At 63.2% G+C, this 15,380-nt stretch carries 12 protein-coding genes and 1 tRNA gene; 6 read left to right on the forward strand and 7 right to left on the reverse strand.

From position 1 onward, the window contains the following. Positions 1-3: 3 nt before the first annotated feature. The 3 genes from rfbB to rfbA are packed head-to-tail and all read left to right on the forward strand — an operon-like array spanning position 4 to position 3,215. Entirely contained in the window at positions 4-1,008 is a 1,005-nt protein-coding gene (gene rfbB / locus ACKFRY_RS01540; protein WP_408923052.1) for a dTDP-glucose 4,6-dehydratase, read from the forward strand. A 2-nt stretch (positions 1,009-1,010) separates the two neighbouring features. Beyond that, positions 1,011-2,366 carry a dTDP-4-dehydrorhamnose reductase gene (rfbD, locus tag ACKFRY_RS01545; RefSeq protein ID WP_408923053.1) on the forward strand — a complete coding sequence of 452 codons (1,356 nt, stop codon included), beginning with the start codon at positions 1,011-1,013 and terminating at the stop codon, positions 2,364-2,366. After that, positions 2,367-3,215, forward strand: a complete 849-nt coding sequence (gene rfbA / locus ACKFRY_RS01550; RefSeq protein ID WP_200435941.1) for a glucose-1-phosphate thymidylyltransferase RfbA — start codon at positions 2,367-2,369, stop codon at positions 3,213-3,215. A 3-nt stretch (positions 3,216-3,218) separates the two neighbouring features. Here the strand turns inward: rfbA and ACKFRY_RS01555 are convergent, their stop codons facing one another. Genes ACKFRY_RS01555 through ACKFRY_RS01565 form a run of 3 tightly spaced genes read right to left on the reverse strand, consistent with a single transcriptional unit; the run spans position 3,219 to position 5,785 of the window. Continuing rightward, positions 3,219-3,833 carry an MBL fold metallo-hydrolase gene (locus ACKFRY_RS01555; protein WP_005323087.1) on the reverse strand — a complete coding sequence of 205 codons (615 nt, stop codon included), beginning with the start codon at positions 3,831-3,833 and terminating at the stop codon, positions 3,219-3,221. Further along, positions 3,833-4,918 (reverse strand): S-(hydroxymethyl)mycothiol dehydrogenase, encoded by a 1,086-nt coding sequence (locus ACKFRY_RS01560; RefSeq protein WP_200435940.1) that lies wholly within the window; start codon positions 4,916-4,918, stop codon positions 3,833-3,835. Before ACKFRY_RS01560 ends, ACKFRY_RS01555 begins: the two co-directional genes overlap by 1 nt. A gap of 51 nt (positions 4,919-4,969) precedes the next feature. Continuing rightward, complete coding sequence (locus ACKFRY_RS01565) at positions 4,970-5,785, reverse strand: GDSL-type esterase/lipase family protein (RefSeq protein WP_040424914.1); 816 nt, start codon at positions 5,783-5,785, stop codon at positions 4,970-4,972. 151 nt (positions 5,786-5,936) lie between these two features. On the opposite strand from ACKFRY_RS01565, the gene ACKFRY_RS01570 reads away from it, so the two are divergent. Continuing rightward, a complete protein-coding gene (locus tag ACKFRY_RS01570) occupies positions 5,937-7,559 on the forward strand; it encodes an AMP-binding protein (protein WP_200435939.1) in 1,623 nt (540 codons plus the stop codon). A 69-nt stretch (positions 7,560-7,628) separates the two neighbouring features. On the opposite strand, the gene ACKFRY_RS01575 is transcribed toward ACKFRY_RS01570, so the two are convergent. Next, positions 7,629-7,704, reverse strand: a tRNA-Thr gene (locus ACKFRY_RS01575). Positions 7,705-7,779: 75 nt separating this feature from the next. Further along, entirely contained in the window at positions 7,780-9,018 is a 1,239-nt protein-coding gene (locus ACKFRY_RS01580; protein ID WP_179387303.1) for a DNA polymerase III subunit delta', read from the reverse strand. Between ACKFRY_RS01580 and ACKFRY_RS01585 the strand changes: the two genes are divergently transcribed. Together ACKFRY_RS01585 and ACKFRY_RS01590 are read left to right on the forward strand one after the other, a co-directional pair. Continuing rightward, positions 9,017-10,549 (forward strand): adenylate/guanylate cyclase domain-containing protein, encoded by a 1,533-nt coding sequence (locus ACKFRY_RS01585; RefSeq protein ID WP_408923054.1) that lies wholly within the window; start codon positions 9,017-9,019, stop codon positions 10,547-10,549. The genes ACKFRY_RS01580 and ACKFRY_RS01585 overlap by 2 nt on opposite strands. Positions 10,550-10,561: 12 nt before the next feature. Continuing rightward, complete coding sequence (locus ACKFRY_RS01590; RefSeq protein ID WP_408923055.1) at positions 10,562-11,800, forward strand: DUF418 domain-containing protein; 1,239 nt, start codon at positions 10,562-10,564, stop codon at positions 11,798-11,800. On the opposite strand, the gene ACKFRY_RS01595 is transcribed toward ACKFRY_RS01590, so the two are convergent. Beyond that, on the reverse strand, positions 11,750-12,343 hold the full coding sequence (locus ACKFRY_RS01595; protein ID WP_408921601.1) for a hypothetical protein: 594 nt from the start codon (positions 12,341-12,343) through the stop codon (positions 11,750-11,752). The two genes, ACKFRY_RS01590 and ACKFRY_RS01595, sit on opposite strands and share 51 nt — an antisense overlap. Before the next feature lie 18 nt (positions 12,344-12,361). Further along, positions 12,362-15,334, reverse strand: a complete 2,973-nt coding sequence (gene topA, locus ACKFRY_RS01600) for a type I DNA topoisomerase (RefSeq protein ID WP_408923056.1) — start codon at positions 15,332-15,334, stop codon at positions 12,362-12,364. Positions 15,335-15,380 lie beyond the last annotated feature (46 nt).

Consider the following 15,380-nt stretch of genomic DNA (forward strand, 5'->3'; position numbering starts at 1 on the left):
ACCATGCAAACGATGCTCGTCACTGGCGGCGCCGGTTTTATCGGCGCCAATTTCGTGCGCCTAATATGCCAGGCGCGCCCCGATACCCGCGTTACGGTGCTCGATAAAATCACCTACGCCGGAAACCGCGCCAACCTCGCCGGCCTCGATATTGACCTCGTGGAAGGGGATATCGCCGATCCCGCCACCGTAGAACCGCTTGTCGCAGCTGCCGATGCAGTGGTTCATTTTGCCGCCGAGTCCCATAACGACAATTCTTTGCGCGACCCCTCGCCCTTCATCCACACGAACCTCGTAGGCACCTTCACCCTTCTGGAGGCCTGCCGGAAGCACGATACGCGCTTCCACCATGTCTCTACCGACGAAGTTTTCGGAGATCTGGAAATCGGGGCAGACACCAAGTTTACTGAGGACACCGCCTACGCTCCCTCCAGCCCGTACTCAGCCACCAAGGCGGGGTCTGACCACCTCGTGCGGGCATGGGTGCGTTCCTTCGGACTGCGCGCGACCATCTCAAACTGCTCCAATAATTACGGGCCTTACCAGCACATTGAGAAGTTCATCCCCCGCCAGATCACCAATATCCTCTCCGGACACACCCCCAAGCTCTACGGCACCGGCGAGCAGGTACGCGATTGGATCCACGTCGATGACCACAACGAAGCGGTGCTCGCCATCCTCGAGCGGGGCCGCATCGGCGAGACCTACAATATCGGCGCGGACCAGGAAGATATTAATAATAAGCAGGTCATTGAGCTGATCTGCGAAATCATGGGCCACACCCGGAATGGACGCGCACTCTATGAGCACGTGGCGGACCGCCCCGGCCACGACCAGCGTTATGCCATGGACGCCGCCAAGCTGCGTCGCGAGCTGGGATGGACCCCGCGGTTCACGGATATCCGCGCCGGTCTCGAAGACACCATCGCGTGGTATCGCGAGAACGAAGGCTGGTGGAAGCCCGAGAAAGAAAACGTGGAAGCCCGCTACAAGCAGCAAGGACAGTAGATATGCGTATTACCGAAACCGCCATCCCGGGGCTGCTCATCATCGACCTCGACGTGCACGGCGATAACCGCGGCTGGTTCAAGGAGAATTGGCAACGCGAAAAATTCACCGGTCTCGCGCCCGAGCTCGCGAGCTTCCAGCCGGTGCAGAACAATATCTCTTTCAACCACGCCGGTGCTACGCGCGGCCTGCACGCTGAGCCGTGGGACAAACTCGTCTCGGTGGCGCAGGGCAGGATTTTCGGCGCATGGTGCGACTTGCGCGAGGGTTCGGAGAGCTTTGGCGAGGTCGTCACCCACGAGGTGGGGCCGGAGACTGCGGTGTTTGTGCCGCGAGGCGTCGCTAATGGCTTTCAGGCGCTGGAGGAAACCTCCTACTGTTATCTGGTCAATGAGCACTGGTCGGCCGAGGCTCGATACGCCGCGGTGAACCTTAACATCGTGGACTGGCCGCTGGAGCCCACCGAGATTTCGGAAAAGGACAAGCAGCACCCCGATCTTGCAGAGGTGAGCCCAATGCCCGCCCGGCGCATCCTTGTCACGGGCGCGAACGGGCAGTTGGGGCGGGCGTTGAAGCGCCTGCTTGCCGACGCCGAATTCTGCTCCCACGCCGACTTCGACATCACCAATCCGCCGGAACGGAATTGGAAGCAGTACTCGGCCATCATTAATTGCGCGGCGTATAACGATGTCAACGGCGCCGAAAACGACCGCGCCGCCGCCTGGGCCGTCAATGCGGAAGCGCCCGCACGGCTGGCGCGCATCGCCGCAGAAAACCAGATCACGCTGGTGCATGTCTCGAGCGACTATATCTTCGATGGGGCGAACGAGGTCCACTCCGAGGAGGAGCTACCGTCGCCGCTCAGTGCATACGGGGCGTCAAAAGCCGCGGGCGATACCGCCGCGCAGACCGCGCCGCAGCACTACGTCATCCGTACTTCCTGGGTCTTTGGCGATGGCGAGAATTTCATGTCCACCATGCGCCGGCTGGCCAATAAGGGCGTGGAGCCGAAGGTCATCCATGACCAGCGCGGGCGGCCCACGTTTGCTGAGGACTTGGCCAAGGGCATCGTCCACCTGCTCAATTCCGACGCGGACTACGGCGTGTATAACCTCTCCAACTCGGGCGATACCGTGGGCCGCGATGAGATTGCCATGGCCGTGTTCATCGGGCTCGGCCACGACCCGGCCGAGGTCACTCCGGTAAGCACCGAGCAGTACCGCGAAATCGCGGGCCCCGAGGCGCCGCGCCCCAAGGAGTCGACGCTTGCGCTAGATAAAATCGAGGCTACGGGCTTCAAGCCGCAGAACTGGCGCGCGGCCCTTGCCCTGTACTTGGCGCTGTACCCGGAGGATTAAATGAAAGGCATCATCCTGGCCGGCGGTTCCGGCACGCGGCTCTACCCGATTACCAAGGGCATCTCGAAGCAGCTCATGCCCATTTATGACAAGCCGATGATTTATTACCCGCTAACCACGCTCATTCAGGCGGGTATTCGGGAGATTCTCATCATTACCACCCCGGAGGATGCGGGGGCCTTCCAGCGCCTCTTTGGCGATGGATCACAGCTCGGACTCATGATCGATTACGCGGTCCAACCGCGGCCGGAGGGGCTCGCGCAGGCCTTTTTGATTGGCGAGGAGTTTATTGGAGACGACAGCGTCGCGCTGGTGCTCGGCGATAATATCTTCCACGGCTTCGGCGGCGAGCTCGCCCACTGTCAAGATCCGGAGGGCGGCATCATCTTCGCCTACGAGGTCTCGGATCCGCAGCGCTATGGCGTGGTGGAATTCGACGCCGCAGGCCATGCACTGAGCATCGAGGAAAAGCCGGAAGTGCCGCGGTCGAACCACGCGGTGGTGGGCTTGTACTTTTATGACAACTCCGTCGTGGAGATTGCCAAGGGTATCGAGCCCAGCGGCCGCGGTGAACTGGAGATCACGGCGGTAAACGAGGAGTACCTGCGCCGCGGCGAGCTCAATGTCCAGCGCCTGCACCGCGGCAGCGTGTGGCTCGATACGGGAACGGTGGACTCGATGAGCGAGGCCTCCGCCTACGTTGAGGTGATGCAAAAGCGCACCGGCATCGTTATTGGCTCACCAGAAGTGGCCGCCTTCGAAGCCGGCTTCATCGACCGCGCCCAGCTAGAAAAACTCGCCGAGCCGTTGCTTAAGTCCGGCTACGGCGAGTACCTGCGGGCGTACTAGAGGCTAGTAGCCGCGCTCGATGTATTCGTCGATGCGCGCGGCCTCCGCGCCCACCGTGGTGGCGTCGCCATGCCCTGGCAGGACCTTGGTGTCCTCCGGCAGGGTGAAGACGACGTTCTTCAGCGACTCGATGATCACATCGAAGTCGGAGTACTTGCGGCCGGTGGCGCCGGGGCCGCCGTTGAAGAGCGTATCGCCCGACAGCAGCGTCTCGCCCACGTGCAGCACCACGCAGCCCGGCGAGTGCCCCGGGGTGTGGTAGACCGTGATCTTCTCGCCGCCAATATCGAACTGACCGCGGTCCGCCAATGGCGTGTACGGAGCATCGCCATTGGACTCCTGCCACAGCATGTCATCGTCCGGGTGCAGGTAGACCTCGGTATCGAAGCGCTTGGCGGCCTCGGGGGCGAGCTCGCAGTGGTCATTGTGCGCGTGGGTGAGCAAGATGCCTTCCACGCGGCGATCGCCAACGAGCTCTGCTACCGCATCGAGATCGTGGGAGGGATCCACCACGTACACACTGGAGTCATCGCCCACGACGTAGACGTTATTGTCCACGTCCCACTCGCCGCCATCGAGGCGGAACTTGCCAGAAGTAACCGTGCTATCGATACGCATTAGAACTCCACCACGGAACGCAGAACCTTGCCGGACTTCATGGTGGTAAAGGCCTGCTCGACGTCGTCAAGCGCAATGCGCTCGGAGACGAACTTGTCCAGCGGGAAGTTGCCGGCCTTGGACAGCGCTACGTAGGCGGGGAAATCGCGCTCTGGGAGGCAATCGCCGTACCACGCAGGCTTGATGGAGCCGCCGCGGCCGTAGAGGTCGATGGCCGGAATGTCCACGTGGTCGGTGAGGTTCGGCACGCCCACCATGACCATGCGGCCGGCGTGGTCGCGGGAGTAAAAGGCCTGGCGCCAGGTGGGCTGGATGCCCACGGCGTCGATAGACACGTCGGTGCCGAAGCCGCCGGTGAGCTCGCGGACGGCGTCAATAACCTCCTGCTCCGAAAGGTCCTTGGAGCAGATGGTGTCGGTCGCGCCGAACTCGCGGGCAGTCTCCAGCTTGGACTCGTCGATATCCACGGCGATGATCTTCGCCGCGCTCGCCAGCTTGGCGCCCGCAATGGCAGCCATGCCAACGCCGCCGCAGCCGAAGACGGCAACGGACTCGCCGAGCTGGATATCGCCGGTATTCACGGCAGCGCCGAGGCCCGCCATGATGCCGCAGCCCAGCAGGCCAGCGGCGGCTGGGTCGGTGTCTTCCACCTTGGTGCACTGACCCTCGTGGACCAGGGTCTTCTCCGCGAAGGAACCGATGCCCAGCGCAGGGGTAAGTTCGGTGCCATCCTCGAGGGTCATCTTCTTCGAGGCATTGTGGGTGTTGAAGCAGTACTTTGGCTCGCCCTTCTTGCAGGCGCGGCACTCGCCGCACACGGCGCGCCAGTTCAAAATGACGAAGTCGCCTTCCTCCACGTGGGTAACCGCAGAACCTACGGTTTCTACCACGCCTGCGGCCTCGTGGCCGAGCAGGAAGGGGAAGGCGTCTTCGATATCGCCATCGCGGTAGGCAAGGTCGGTGTGGCATACACCGCAGGCCTGGACGCGCACGATGACGTCGTTAGGGCCGGGGTCGGGGACAACGATGTTGACGGTTTCGACTTCCGCGCCCTTGGAGCGGGCAATAACAGCTTTTACAGTCATGCGCCCGAGCGTACTATATTTTCAAAACCGGCGCATTATTGAAAATTCTTTTTAAGAGCGGGCAATGACGTTGGCCGCATGCTCGTGGCCGCGCTGGTTCATATGGATGGGCAGGTTGCCGTCGCCAGCACTAAAGTCCACCAGACCAGCCCACATGCGCTGATTTGCATCGGCACACATGCCGTTATTGCGGGTGGAAGGTTTCATATCCAAGAACTGCACGCCGGTGCGCGCCGCCAGATCCACTTGCATCCACTGTGCCTTATTCTCAAAGTCCTGAATACCCGGCAGGAACGTGGAATCAGCCGGGCGCGGGCCGAAGTGGAAGAGGCAGTAATAAGGGCCGGTGCCGATGGTGGGGTATCCCACGATCTGAACGCGAGCGTTCGGGGCCGCGCGCTTAATGCGCTCGATCTGCGGGGCGGTGCGGTCCGCGAACTGCTTGCGAATCTGCGGCAGGCTCATATCGCGGTGGTTGTAAGTGTCATTAAAGCCAGTGGTGATAACCACGCGGTTAGTGGCTGGGCTCAGCGCGCCGGTACGGATGGCCGCATCCACCTGCTGAGAAACCTGCGGACCCTTGGACATGGACACGGCACCGGAGCAGGAGAAATCCCGCACCGGAAGGCGCAGCTTGGCGCCGGCGCGCTTGGCGTAGTTATTGGAGGTAGGGCAATCAACGCCCACACCCTTAGAGGGATCGAAACGGTGAGCAAAGTAGGAGCCGGCGTCTGGATCCGCAAGGACGGAATCGCCGAAGGCTACCAGGTTGCGCTCCGCGGCGGTGGCCTGCGGCGCGACAGCCACGCCTACGACGGCCAGCGCGGAAGCCACCACGGAGAGGACTTTGAGCTGCAGAGATTTCATGAGATCCTTTTCTAGAAACACCAGTAACTTCTGGTAACTGTAGTCACTTCTGTAACATATTTCGAGTTGGCGGCAACACCGCGCGCCTCTCTCACGATATCGTCCATGGTTACCTTTTTGTTATCTTCGCTTATTTGGAGCTACCCCAACCGTGAATTTTTCTGATTTCACATTCCACGCAGCAGCCCTCGGCCGGTTCGTGCCGGCGCTTTATAACGCCGGACTCATCAGCCACCAAGGCGGCGCGAAGGCCCAGCTCAGTTTGCTACCTAACCTGGCCCGCTACCGCTTCACCACCGCGCGCGAGATCGAACAGGGCTACCTCGCCTGCCCGGAGCGCTTGGCGCTTATCGACGACGACGGCACCCTCACCTACCGCCAGCTGCGCACCCACACGCAGGGCTTCGCCCGCTACCTCCGCTCGCTGGACTTGCCCGAGATTCGCCTCGGCGTGATGGCGCGCAACGGCCGCGGCATCATCATTCCGCTCGGTGCCAAGGGATATGTGGGCGCTTCTATTTACCTGCTCAACGTGGGCTCCTCCCCGGAGCAGCTGGCCGGCTGCATCGAGGAGAATGGCATCAATGTGCTCGTCGTGGATGATGAGTTCATCGACCGCGTGGACACCGATATCCCGGTCATCATCGCGCACGATACCGGGGCAAGCGAGCTGCCGAAGTTAGACAAGATTGTGAAGAATCCACCGGCCGTGGAGCTGCCGCGCTTCCCCAAGCACGGCTCGATTGTGCTCATGTCCTCCGGCACCACCGGCATTCCGAAGGGCATTGTGCGACCGGAGCCGACCCTGCCGGTGGTGCTGGCCTCCATCGTGGATACCATTCCATGGCGCGCCGACCAGCGCCTGCAGCTCACCGCCTCCATTTTTCACACCTGGGGCTGGGCCTGCATCAATATCGCGCTGGGCCTACGCAATACCATCGTCACCCGCCGCGTATTCGACGCGGAGCAGGTGCTTGACGATGTCCAGCGCTACCGCCTCGATGGCATGATTTCCTCCCCCATCTTCTTTAAGCGCCTAGTGGAGCGGGACCCAGCCGGTGAGTTCGATACCTCGAGCCTGAAATTCATCGCCTCGGCCGGCAATGCGCTGACCCCGGAGGTGGTCAAGGAGACCAATGCGCGCTTCGGTGCCATCCTGTGCAACGTGTACGGCTCCACCGAGCTCGCGCTCGCGACGACCGCCACCATGGACCAGGTGGCCGCCAACCCCACCATCGCCGGGCGCGTGGCCTCGGGCACGAAGCTGCGCATCCTCGATAAGGAAGGCCACCCGGTTCCGCGCGGCGAGGTGGGAGAGATCTACCTGACCAACTCCACTGCGATGACCGGCTATACCAACCCGAACCTGCGGCTCAATAAGGTGGACGGGCTCATTTCCATCGGCGATTTGGGCTACATCGACGAGCACGACTTCCTGCACGTGGTCGGCCGCGCCGATGACATGATCATCGTCGGCGGCGAAAACGTCCACCCGCAGTCCGTCACCGAGGTCCTCGAGGCCATGCCCGGCATCCACGAGGTTCACGCTGGCGGCGTAGAGGATAGCGAGACCTTCCAACGCATCGCCGTGTGGGCGGTGCCTACTGCCGACGCCGCCGGAAAGGCCCTCACCGCCGACGCCATCCGCGACTGGGTCCGCACCAAGCTCGCCGATCACTCCGTGCCGCGCGACGTGCACTTCCTGGCCAAGCTCCCGCGCAACGCCACCGGCAAGGTGGTCCCGCGCCTGCTCAATAACCACGGCGAGGCTTAGCGCGCTACACCCACAACCCGCTGTCCCCGAAACCGCGAAAGGCCGCAGGCTATACACCTGCGGCCACTGTGGAGCCGCCTGCGAGAATCGAACTCGCGACCTTTTCATTACGAGTGAAATGCTCTACCGACTGAGCTAAGGCGGCACGCTGCTCGGCATGCGCCAGTGCAGCAAGAGAGAGTTTAACCTAGGGGCGCCGCGGAATAGAAATCGGGCCCACCTACAGGCACGCGCGGCGCAGGCGGCCCACCAACCCGTCGAAAGCAATCTGCGTGCCGACGTTTTGGGTCAGCTGCTCGCGGCACAACGTAATGGCCGCCTGGCAGTCCAGCAAGCCTTCCTCGCTCACGCGCTGCGCGATCTCACCAGAAAGTCCAGCAAAATCCGGGTGGGTGAGATCCACCTGCGCGCCCACCTTCTGTATGAGTGCATCGCGGTAGACGCCGGAGAGATCAACAAGCACGAGGTCCAGATTGTCGATCACGCGGCGTTTCGCTCGCTTCTTGTGTTGGTCCTGCAGATCCTTAATGGCGGAGCGGGCGTCGCGCTGCGCTTTAGCCGCGCCTTTGCCCTTCGCACCCACGCCGAGGGTCTGCTCCAGCTTCGCCAGCTCGGCTTCTTCTTGTTCCTTATGCGACTCCTTCGCCTCCGAGTCCACCAATTTCAGCAGCGAGGTCACCGCCTGGAAGCCCTGGGAGCCGTGGAAGACCTCTTCTGCCAGGTTGATGGCCACCGCGCGGCGTTTTTGCACCGCCGGATCGTTGACCAGGCGCCGCGCCCGGCCGACGTGACGGAGGGAGGTGAGGGCGGCCAAGTGGGCGTCGTGATCCGAGGCGCCCTCGCTGACCAACTGGGCGGTAATGCTCTCCACCGACGGGGAGGGAATGTAGAGGTGGCGGCAACGCGAGCGGAGGGTCTGGGAGAAGTCCTCGGGGGCGTCGGAAGGCGCGCACATAATGATCACGGTGCGCGCCGGCGGCTCCTCCACCGTCTTGAGTAGGGCATTCGCGCCGTTATTGTTGAGGCGGTCGGCGTTGTTGAAGATCACCACGCGCCAAGGCGCCACCGTGGGCAGGCTCGCGGCACGGCCGATGACCTCGCGCACCGTATCCACGGGAATGATGACCTCCTGCGGATCCACGAGGACCAGATCGGTGTGCTGTTTGGTCTCCAGCACCGCGCGGCAGGCCTCGCACCGGCCGCAGCCTGGCTCCTCTGGGTCCGTGCACATGAGCGCGGCCGCAAAATCGATCGCGGCCAAGGAACGGCCGGAGCCCGGCGGGCCGGTAAATAGCCAGGAATGGCTCATCGCCCGCGGGTCTGCCCCCGGCATCCCCCGAGCTGCCCGGGCGGCGCCCAGGATAGTGCGGGCCACACCTGGGGTATCTGCCAATCTTTGCGCAACGCTTCCGGTATTCACTCGCCCTAGCCTACTGGTCTTACTAAAGTATGAAAGCATGAACAGACTACTGCGCGGCGCACGATGGCTCATGGGTACCCAATGGCCGGTCTACGCCGCCTTAGTCCTTGGCGCGAACCTCATCGGTGCCATCGCCATCATGACCTTTGTCCTCTATTTCCTGCCGATGCCGGAGATTAAGGACTTTGCCGCCGAGCTGCCCAGCCTGATGGGCGTCGCCGCGGTGTACCTCATCTTTGCCGTGGTCATCGGCATCGCCGTCACCCTGCTGCTTTTCCGCCCGGTGCTGGACTGGCAGCGCAACCCGGACGAGCACGATCCGAATATGGTGCGCAACCTGGTGCTGCGCATCCCCGTCTACCAATCCGTGGTGGCGGCCGCGGTGTGGCTCATCGGCATCATCCTGGCCGTGGTAATTTCCGGCCGGGAATCCGGCAGCCTCGGGCTCGTTGTAGGCGTGTCCGCCACCCTGGCCGGCCTCGTGGTGGTCATCTTGACCTACCTGCAGGCCGAGCGCCTCGTGCGCCCGGTGGCCGCCCAGGCGGTGGCTCGCCGCTTCGAGGATGCCACCCTGGAGCCGCCCATCAAATACCGCCTCATTTCTACCTGGCTGATGACCTCCGGCGTGCCGCTGGTGGGCATCTTGCTCGTACTCATCGCCCAGCGCACCGGGCTCTTCTCCGGCACCGCAGGAGACCTGGTTCCCGCCATCACGGCCCTGGCACTTACCGCTCTGGCCACCGGGTTTATCGGTACTAGCTTCGCGGTGATGAGCGTGGTGGACCCGATCGTGGAGCTGCAGGACGCCATTAACCGGGTGCGCCGTGGCGAGAACGATGCCGAGGTCGATATCTATGACGGGTCCGAGCTGGGCGTACTGCAGGCCGGTTTCAACGAGATGATGCGCGGCCTGCGCGAGCGCCAGCGCGTGCGCGATATCTTCGGCCGCTACGTCGGCGCCGAGGTGGCGCAGCGCGCCCTAGAGGAGCGCCCCGAGTTGGGCGGCGAGGACCGCAAGGTCGCTGTGCTCTTCATTGACGTCATCGGTTCTACTACTTTCGCCGTCAACCACTCCCCCGAGGAGGTAGTGGAGGAGCTCAATAAGTTCTTCGAGCACGTCGTCGAGGTGGTGCACCGCAATAAAGGCATCATTAACAAGTTCCAGGGCGATGCCGCGCTGGCTGTCTTTGGCGCGCCGCTCAATGTTTATGATTCCGCCTCCATGGCGCTGCAGGCCGCCCGCGAGCTGCGCGGCGAGTTGCGCGGGCTGGAGCTGCAGGCGGGCATTGGCGTGGCGGCGGGGCACGTTGTGGCCGGGCATATCGGCGGCGCGGATCGCTTCGAATACACCGTCATTGGTGACGCCGTGAACGAGGCTGCGCGCCTGACCGAGCTGGCCAAGGACACCCCGGGCCAGGTTCTTACCAACGCCGCCACACTCAAGACCGCCAATGAGGCCGAGCAGGCCCGCTGGACTATGATGAAATCCATTGAGCTGCGCGGCCGTCACCGCATGACCCAGCTGGCTCGCCCTATCCGCGCTACCCTGGCAGAACGTTCCGAGGTATAAAGAGGTTTTTAAGTGAGCTCAGCTCCCCGGCCCCGCATGATCGTGCCCGATGTGGCGCGCGGCATGGCCCTTCTAGGCATCGCCATGGCCAATATGACCACGGCGTGGATCATCACCACCGACCGGCCGGGCAGCTATTTCGGTGGCATCATTGATGGCAGCGCGTGGGATAAGGCGGCCGTCGTCTTCGGTGCCTTCTTTGTCCACAACCGCGGCCTGCCCATGTTTTCTACCCTGCTCGGCTTTGGCGTGGGGCTCATTGCGCTGAGCCTGTGGCGGCGCGGGTTTCCGGTGCAGGGGGCACGCAGGGTCATCGCCAAGCGCTATGCCTTCTTGGCAGTGATGGGTGCGGTGCATATGGTGCTGCTGTTTTGGGGCGACATCATGTTCTTCTATGGCGCGGCCGGAATCGTAATTGCATTCCTGCTGCGCAAGCGGGATTCCTCCCTCATGCTCGTGGCCTATATTCTATTCGCACTGTGCGCGCTGGGCGGGATTGTGGCCTTCATTTCCGGCGCTATGGATCCCCGCGGCGTGGTGGCTACGGAAGGCATCGGCACCATCGAGTCCTACCCCGATTTGCTGCTCAGCCAGCTTGTCACCTTAGGCAGCCAGGCTTTGGCCACGCCGATCATTTTATTGATGTACCTGCCCGTCATGCTGGTGGGCTTTGTGTGGGCGCGCCAAGGCGTGCTTGCCGACGTCCCCTCTCACCGCCCCACCCTCCTCCGCTGGGTGGCCGTCGCGGTGATCATTACCGTGGTTATCGGCGCCTTGTGGTCTTTGAGCACGCTTGGGGTCATCGAGCAGCGCTGGGCGAATGCAGCCAATAATGCCAACGCTTTCATCGGCGTCTTCACTGGCCCCGGCATCCTGGCCGGGCTCGCGTTGGTGCTGCAGCCAGTGCAAGAAAGGCTCTCGGCTGGCGCACCGCTGCCCGCGGTACTGTGGCCCTTCGCGGCGCTGGGCAAGCGCTCCATGAGCGGCTACGTAGGGCAGTCCATCCTCTTTTTCTGCCTCGTGCACCCATTCACGCTGAACTTCGGCCACGATCTGGGCGCCTTCGGCCAGGCCGCGCTGGCCTTCGCGGTGTGGTTGGCTACGCTTATCGGGGCCTGCGTGCTGGAAGTCTTCGACCTCCGCGGGCCGTTCGAGGCGGTGCACCGCCGCCTGTCCTATGGTCCGACGATGCAGCCGCAGCTACCGCGTGCGGCACAGGCCATCAATCAGCAGCAGGTGGCCGACCGCTAGGGCACCCGCCTCGGCCGCGCATAACAAGCGCGCCCCCTGCTTCCGCTTACCGCGATAGTGCTGCGCGAGTGCCGCGCGCAGGGCCGTCAGCCCCTCGGCCGCAACGAGCAGGTTGGCGCCGTGGCTCATGCCTTTGCCAGCATCGGTGCGCAGCGCTGGATCTCCCGCCATTGCCGAGGTCGTGAGCACCGCCGCGCCGCCCACCGCGACCGCAGCGGCCGTCGGCTGTGTGCGAGTGGCGGCAACGCCCGCGCCCCACGCGGCCGCGCGCAGGCCCCAACCCAGAGCATCATTGCGCGCGCCGCGGCGATACAGGCTCCACGCATAGGCGGCATGGCTCGCCGTTACGGCCGCCACGCCGAGCACCGAAGGACGGGTCAGGGTGCGGGCCTTTTCCACCTGGGCGATAGCCCCGGCTAAGACTCCGGCGCCAACGGCGGGCTCTTCGCGTACCGAGGCCAAAAGCTGCGGCCGCGTTTTGATGGTGACGGCGCGCCGCAGGGCCGCGGCGCCTTCTTGGGTGCGGGCAAGAAAATCGTTCATGCCCGCCACCTTACGCGGTTACTTCTTGCGCGAGCCGGCCTTTACCACGTTCTTCGTGCCGGGCGAGGGCTTCTTGGTAGCCTTCTTGCCAGCCTTCTTCGTGGACTTTTTGGTGGCCTTCTTGGTTGCCTTCTTCTTCGTCTTTTTAGAGGACTTCTTGGTGGACTTCTTCTTGGTCTCGCCGGAAGCTTCCTTGGCGCGGCGCTCGGAAAGGAGTTCGTTCGCGCGGGCGTCGGTAAGCTGCTCCGGGTCATCGCCGCGGCGCAGGGAGGCATTGGTGGTGCCATCGGTGACATAGGGGCCGAAGCGGCCGTCCTTGACGGTCATGGGCTTGCCGGAGACGTCGTTATCGCCCAGCTGCTTAATCGGCGGCTGGGCCGCGGCGCGGCCGCGACGCTTCGGCTCGGCGTAGATGCGGCGGGCCTCGTCCAAGGTGATGGTGAAGATTTGCTCTTCCTTAGCCAGCGAGCGTGAATCGGTGCCCTTCTTCAGATACGGGCCATAGCGGCCGTTCTGCGCGGTGATCATCACGCCGTCGTCCTCGCCCACCTCGCGCGGCAGGGAAAGCAGCTTGAGGGCCTCCTCCAAAGTCACGGTGGAGGGTTCCATGGAGCTAAACAGCGAAGCCGTACCCGGCTTGAGCTTGTTCTCGATGTACTCCTTGACGCGCTTTTCCTTCTGCTTCGCGGCCGTCTTGGTTTCCCAATTCTTGGCGCGCTTGCCTTCCTCGGCGCGTTGCTTGTCTTCCTCAGCGCGCTCCTTGGCGACGATCTCCTCGGCCTCACCCTCGGCCTTCTCCCGCTCATCCTCGCGGACGACCTCGGTGACATAGGGGCCGAAGCGGCCTTCCTTGGCCACGATCATGCGGCCGTTTTCTGGGTTCTCACCCAGCTCGCGGCCGCCCTGCGGGGTGGCGAAGAGCTTTTCCGCCAGCTCCTCGTTCAAGCCATCCGGGGTGACGGTTTCGGACAGGTTAGCGCGCTGATACTCGATGCTGCCGTCGTCATTAGTGCCAACGGCGCGCTCGATATACGGGCCGTAGCGGCCTACGCGGACGAAAACGTCGCGGCCCTCGGTGTCGGTGTAGAGGCGCAGGGAGTTGACCTTGCGGGCGTCGATGGCTTCTAGGTTGACGTCGATAAGCGACTTCAAGCCGCCGTGACGGGCAATGGAAGCCGCCTTCTGCTCGTTGGCCTCGGCGTTGCCAAAGTAAAAGCCATTAAGCCAAGCAGTGCCGTCCTCGATACCGGTGGCAATCTGGTCTAGCTCGTCTTCCATGGAAGAGGTGAAGTCATAGTCCACCAGCTCGGTGAAGTTTTCCTCCAATAGGCCTACGACGGCGAAGGCAACCCAGGATGGCACCAGCGCATTGCCGCGCGAGACCACATAACCGCGGTCCTGGATGGTCTTGATGATGGACGCGTAGGTAGACGGGCGGCCGATGCCCAGGTCCTCCATCTTCTTGACCAGGCTGGCCTCGGTATAGCGCGCCGGCGGGTTGGTGGAGTGGCCCTCGGCGGAGACCTCCTTGGCGGTCAGGGCGCGGCCCTCCTCCAAGTGCGGCAGGCGGGTCTCGCCCTTCTTGTCACCCTTGGCGTCGTCCGCGCCGTAGGCCTTCAGGAAGCCGGGGAAGGTAATGGTGCGGCCGGTGGCGGAAAATTCCACGTCGTAGCTGCCCTTATCGGTGGCGGCGGTGCCGGCTACGGTGACCTTCATGGAGGTTCCCTTGGCATCGGCCATCTGGGAGGCGACGGTGCGCTTCCAAATCAGGTCATAGAGCTTAAACTCCTCCGCATCCAACTGGCCAGAGAGCTGGCCCGGGGTGGCGAAGGACTCGCCGGCCGGGCGGATAGCCTCGTGGGCCTCCTGGGAATTTTTCACCTTGCGGTCATATACGCGCGGGGAATCAGAGACGTATTCTGCACCATAGATGCTGGTAGCGGAATTGCGCGCGGCGGACAAGCCCTGCTTAGAGAGCGAGGTGGAGTCCGTACGCATATAAGTAATATGGCCGTTTTCGTACAGCCGCTGCGCAATGCGCATGGTGCGCTCAGAGGTAAAGTGCAGGCGGCGGCCGGCCTCCTGCTGCAGCGTAGAGGTCATAAACGGCGCATAGGGCTTGCGCGTATAGGGCTTGTGTTCGACCCCAGCGACTTCCATGCCCGCGCCTTGGAGCGCAGACTCCAAGGCCTTGGCCTGCGGCTCGGTGATGACGATGACGTCTTTGCTCTTGACGTTTCCGCGATCGTCAAAGTCGCGGCCCAAGGCCACGCGCTTGCTATTGACGGCCGTGAGGCGGGCGTCGAAAGTAGCAGGGTTGTCCGCGTCCGCAGCGCCGGTATCTAGCGTGGCGGTCAGGTCCCAGTAGTCGGCCGGGATGAACGCCATGCGCTCGCGCTCGCGCTCGACGATGACGCGGGTGGCCACCGACTGCACGCGGCCGGCAGAAAGCCGCGGCATGACCTTCTTCCACAGCACCGGGGAAACCTCGTAGCCGTAGAGGCGGTCGAGGATGCGGCGGGTTTCCTGGGCGTCGATAAGGTTGTAATCCAGATCGCGGGTATTGTCCGCGGCCTCTAGGATCGCGGACTTGGTGATCTCGTTAAAGACCATGCGGCGCACCGGAACCTTGGGCTTGAGCACCTCGAGCAGGTGCCAGGCGATGGCCTCGCCCTCGCGGTCGGGGTCTGTTGCGAGGTAGAGCTGGTCGCACTGCTTCAGCTTGGACTTGAGGTCCGCGACCTTCTTCTTTTTATCGGGGCTCACCACATACAGCGGTGCGAAGTCATCCTCCGGGTTCACGCCGAGGCGCGCCCAGGATTCCTTCTTATACTTAGCCGGCACGTCCGCAGCGCCACGGGGAAGATCGCGGATATGGCCCACGGAGGCCTCCACGATGTAGTTGTCTCCGAGGTAAGGCTGAATCTTCTTCGCCTTCGTCGCCGACTCGACGATCACCAAGGTCTTTCCCGGCCCGGCTGCTTCTGCCACTTCGACTTCATCCCTTTCGATGATGCGAACAATAAGGTATGCACGC

It is taken from the genome of Corynebacterium tuberculostearicum, assembly GCF_046097255.1.
Classification (GTDB): domain Bacteria; phylum Actinomycetota; class Actinomycetes; order Mycobacteriales; family Mycobacteriaceae; genus Corynebacterium; species Corynebacterium tuberculostearicum_J.

Coding starts and splice junctions, on each gene's coding strand:
- rfbB (WP_408923052.1), top strand. CDS start 4: ATGCAAACGATGCTCGTCACTGGCGGCGCCGGTTTTATCGGCGCCAAT.
- rfbD (WP_408923053.1), top strand. CDS start 1,011: ATGCGTATTACCGAAACCGCCATCCCGGGGCTGCTCATCATCGACCTC.
- rfbA (WP_200435941.1), top strand. CDS start 2,367: ATGAAAGGCATCATCCTGGCCGGCGGTTCCGGCACGCGGCTCTACCCG.
- ACKFRY_RS01555 (WP_005323087.1), bottom strand. CDS start 3,833: ATGCGTATCGATAGCACGGTTACTTCTGGCAAGTTCCGCCTCGATGGC.
- ACKFRY_RS01560 (WP_200435940.1), bottom strand. CDS start 4,918: ATGACTGTAAAAGCTGTTATTGCCCGCTCCAAGGGCGCGGAAGTCGAA.
- ACKFRY_RS01565 (WP_040424914.1), bottom strand. CDS start 5,785: ATGAAATCTCTGCAGCTCAAAGTCCTCTCCGTGGTGGCTTCCGCGCTG.
- ACKFRY_RS01585 (WP_408923054.1), top strand. CDS start 9,017: ATGAACAGACTACTGCGCGGCGCACGATGGCTCATGGGTACCCAATGG.
- ACKFRY_RS01580 (WP_179387303.1), bottom strand. CDS start 9,018: ATGCTTTCATACTTTAGTAAGACCAGTAGGCTAGGGCGAGTGAATACC.
- ACKFRY_RS01595 (WP_408921601.1), bottom strand. CDS start 12,343: ATGAACGATTTTCTTGCCCGCACCCAAGAAGGCGCCGCGGCCCTGCGG.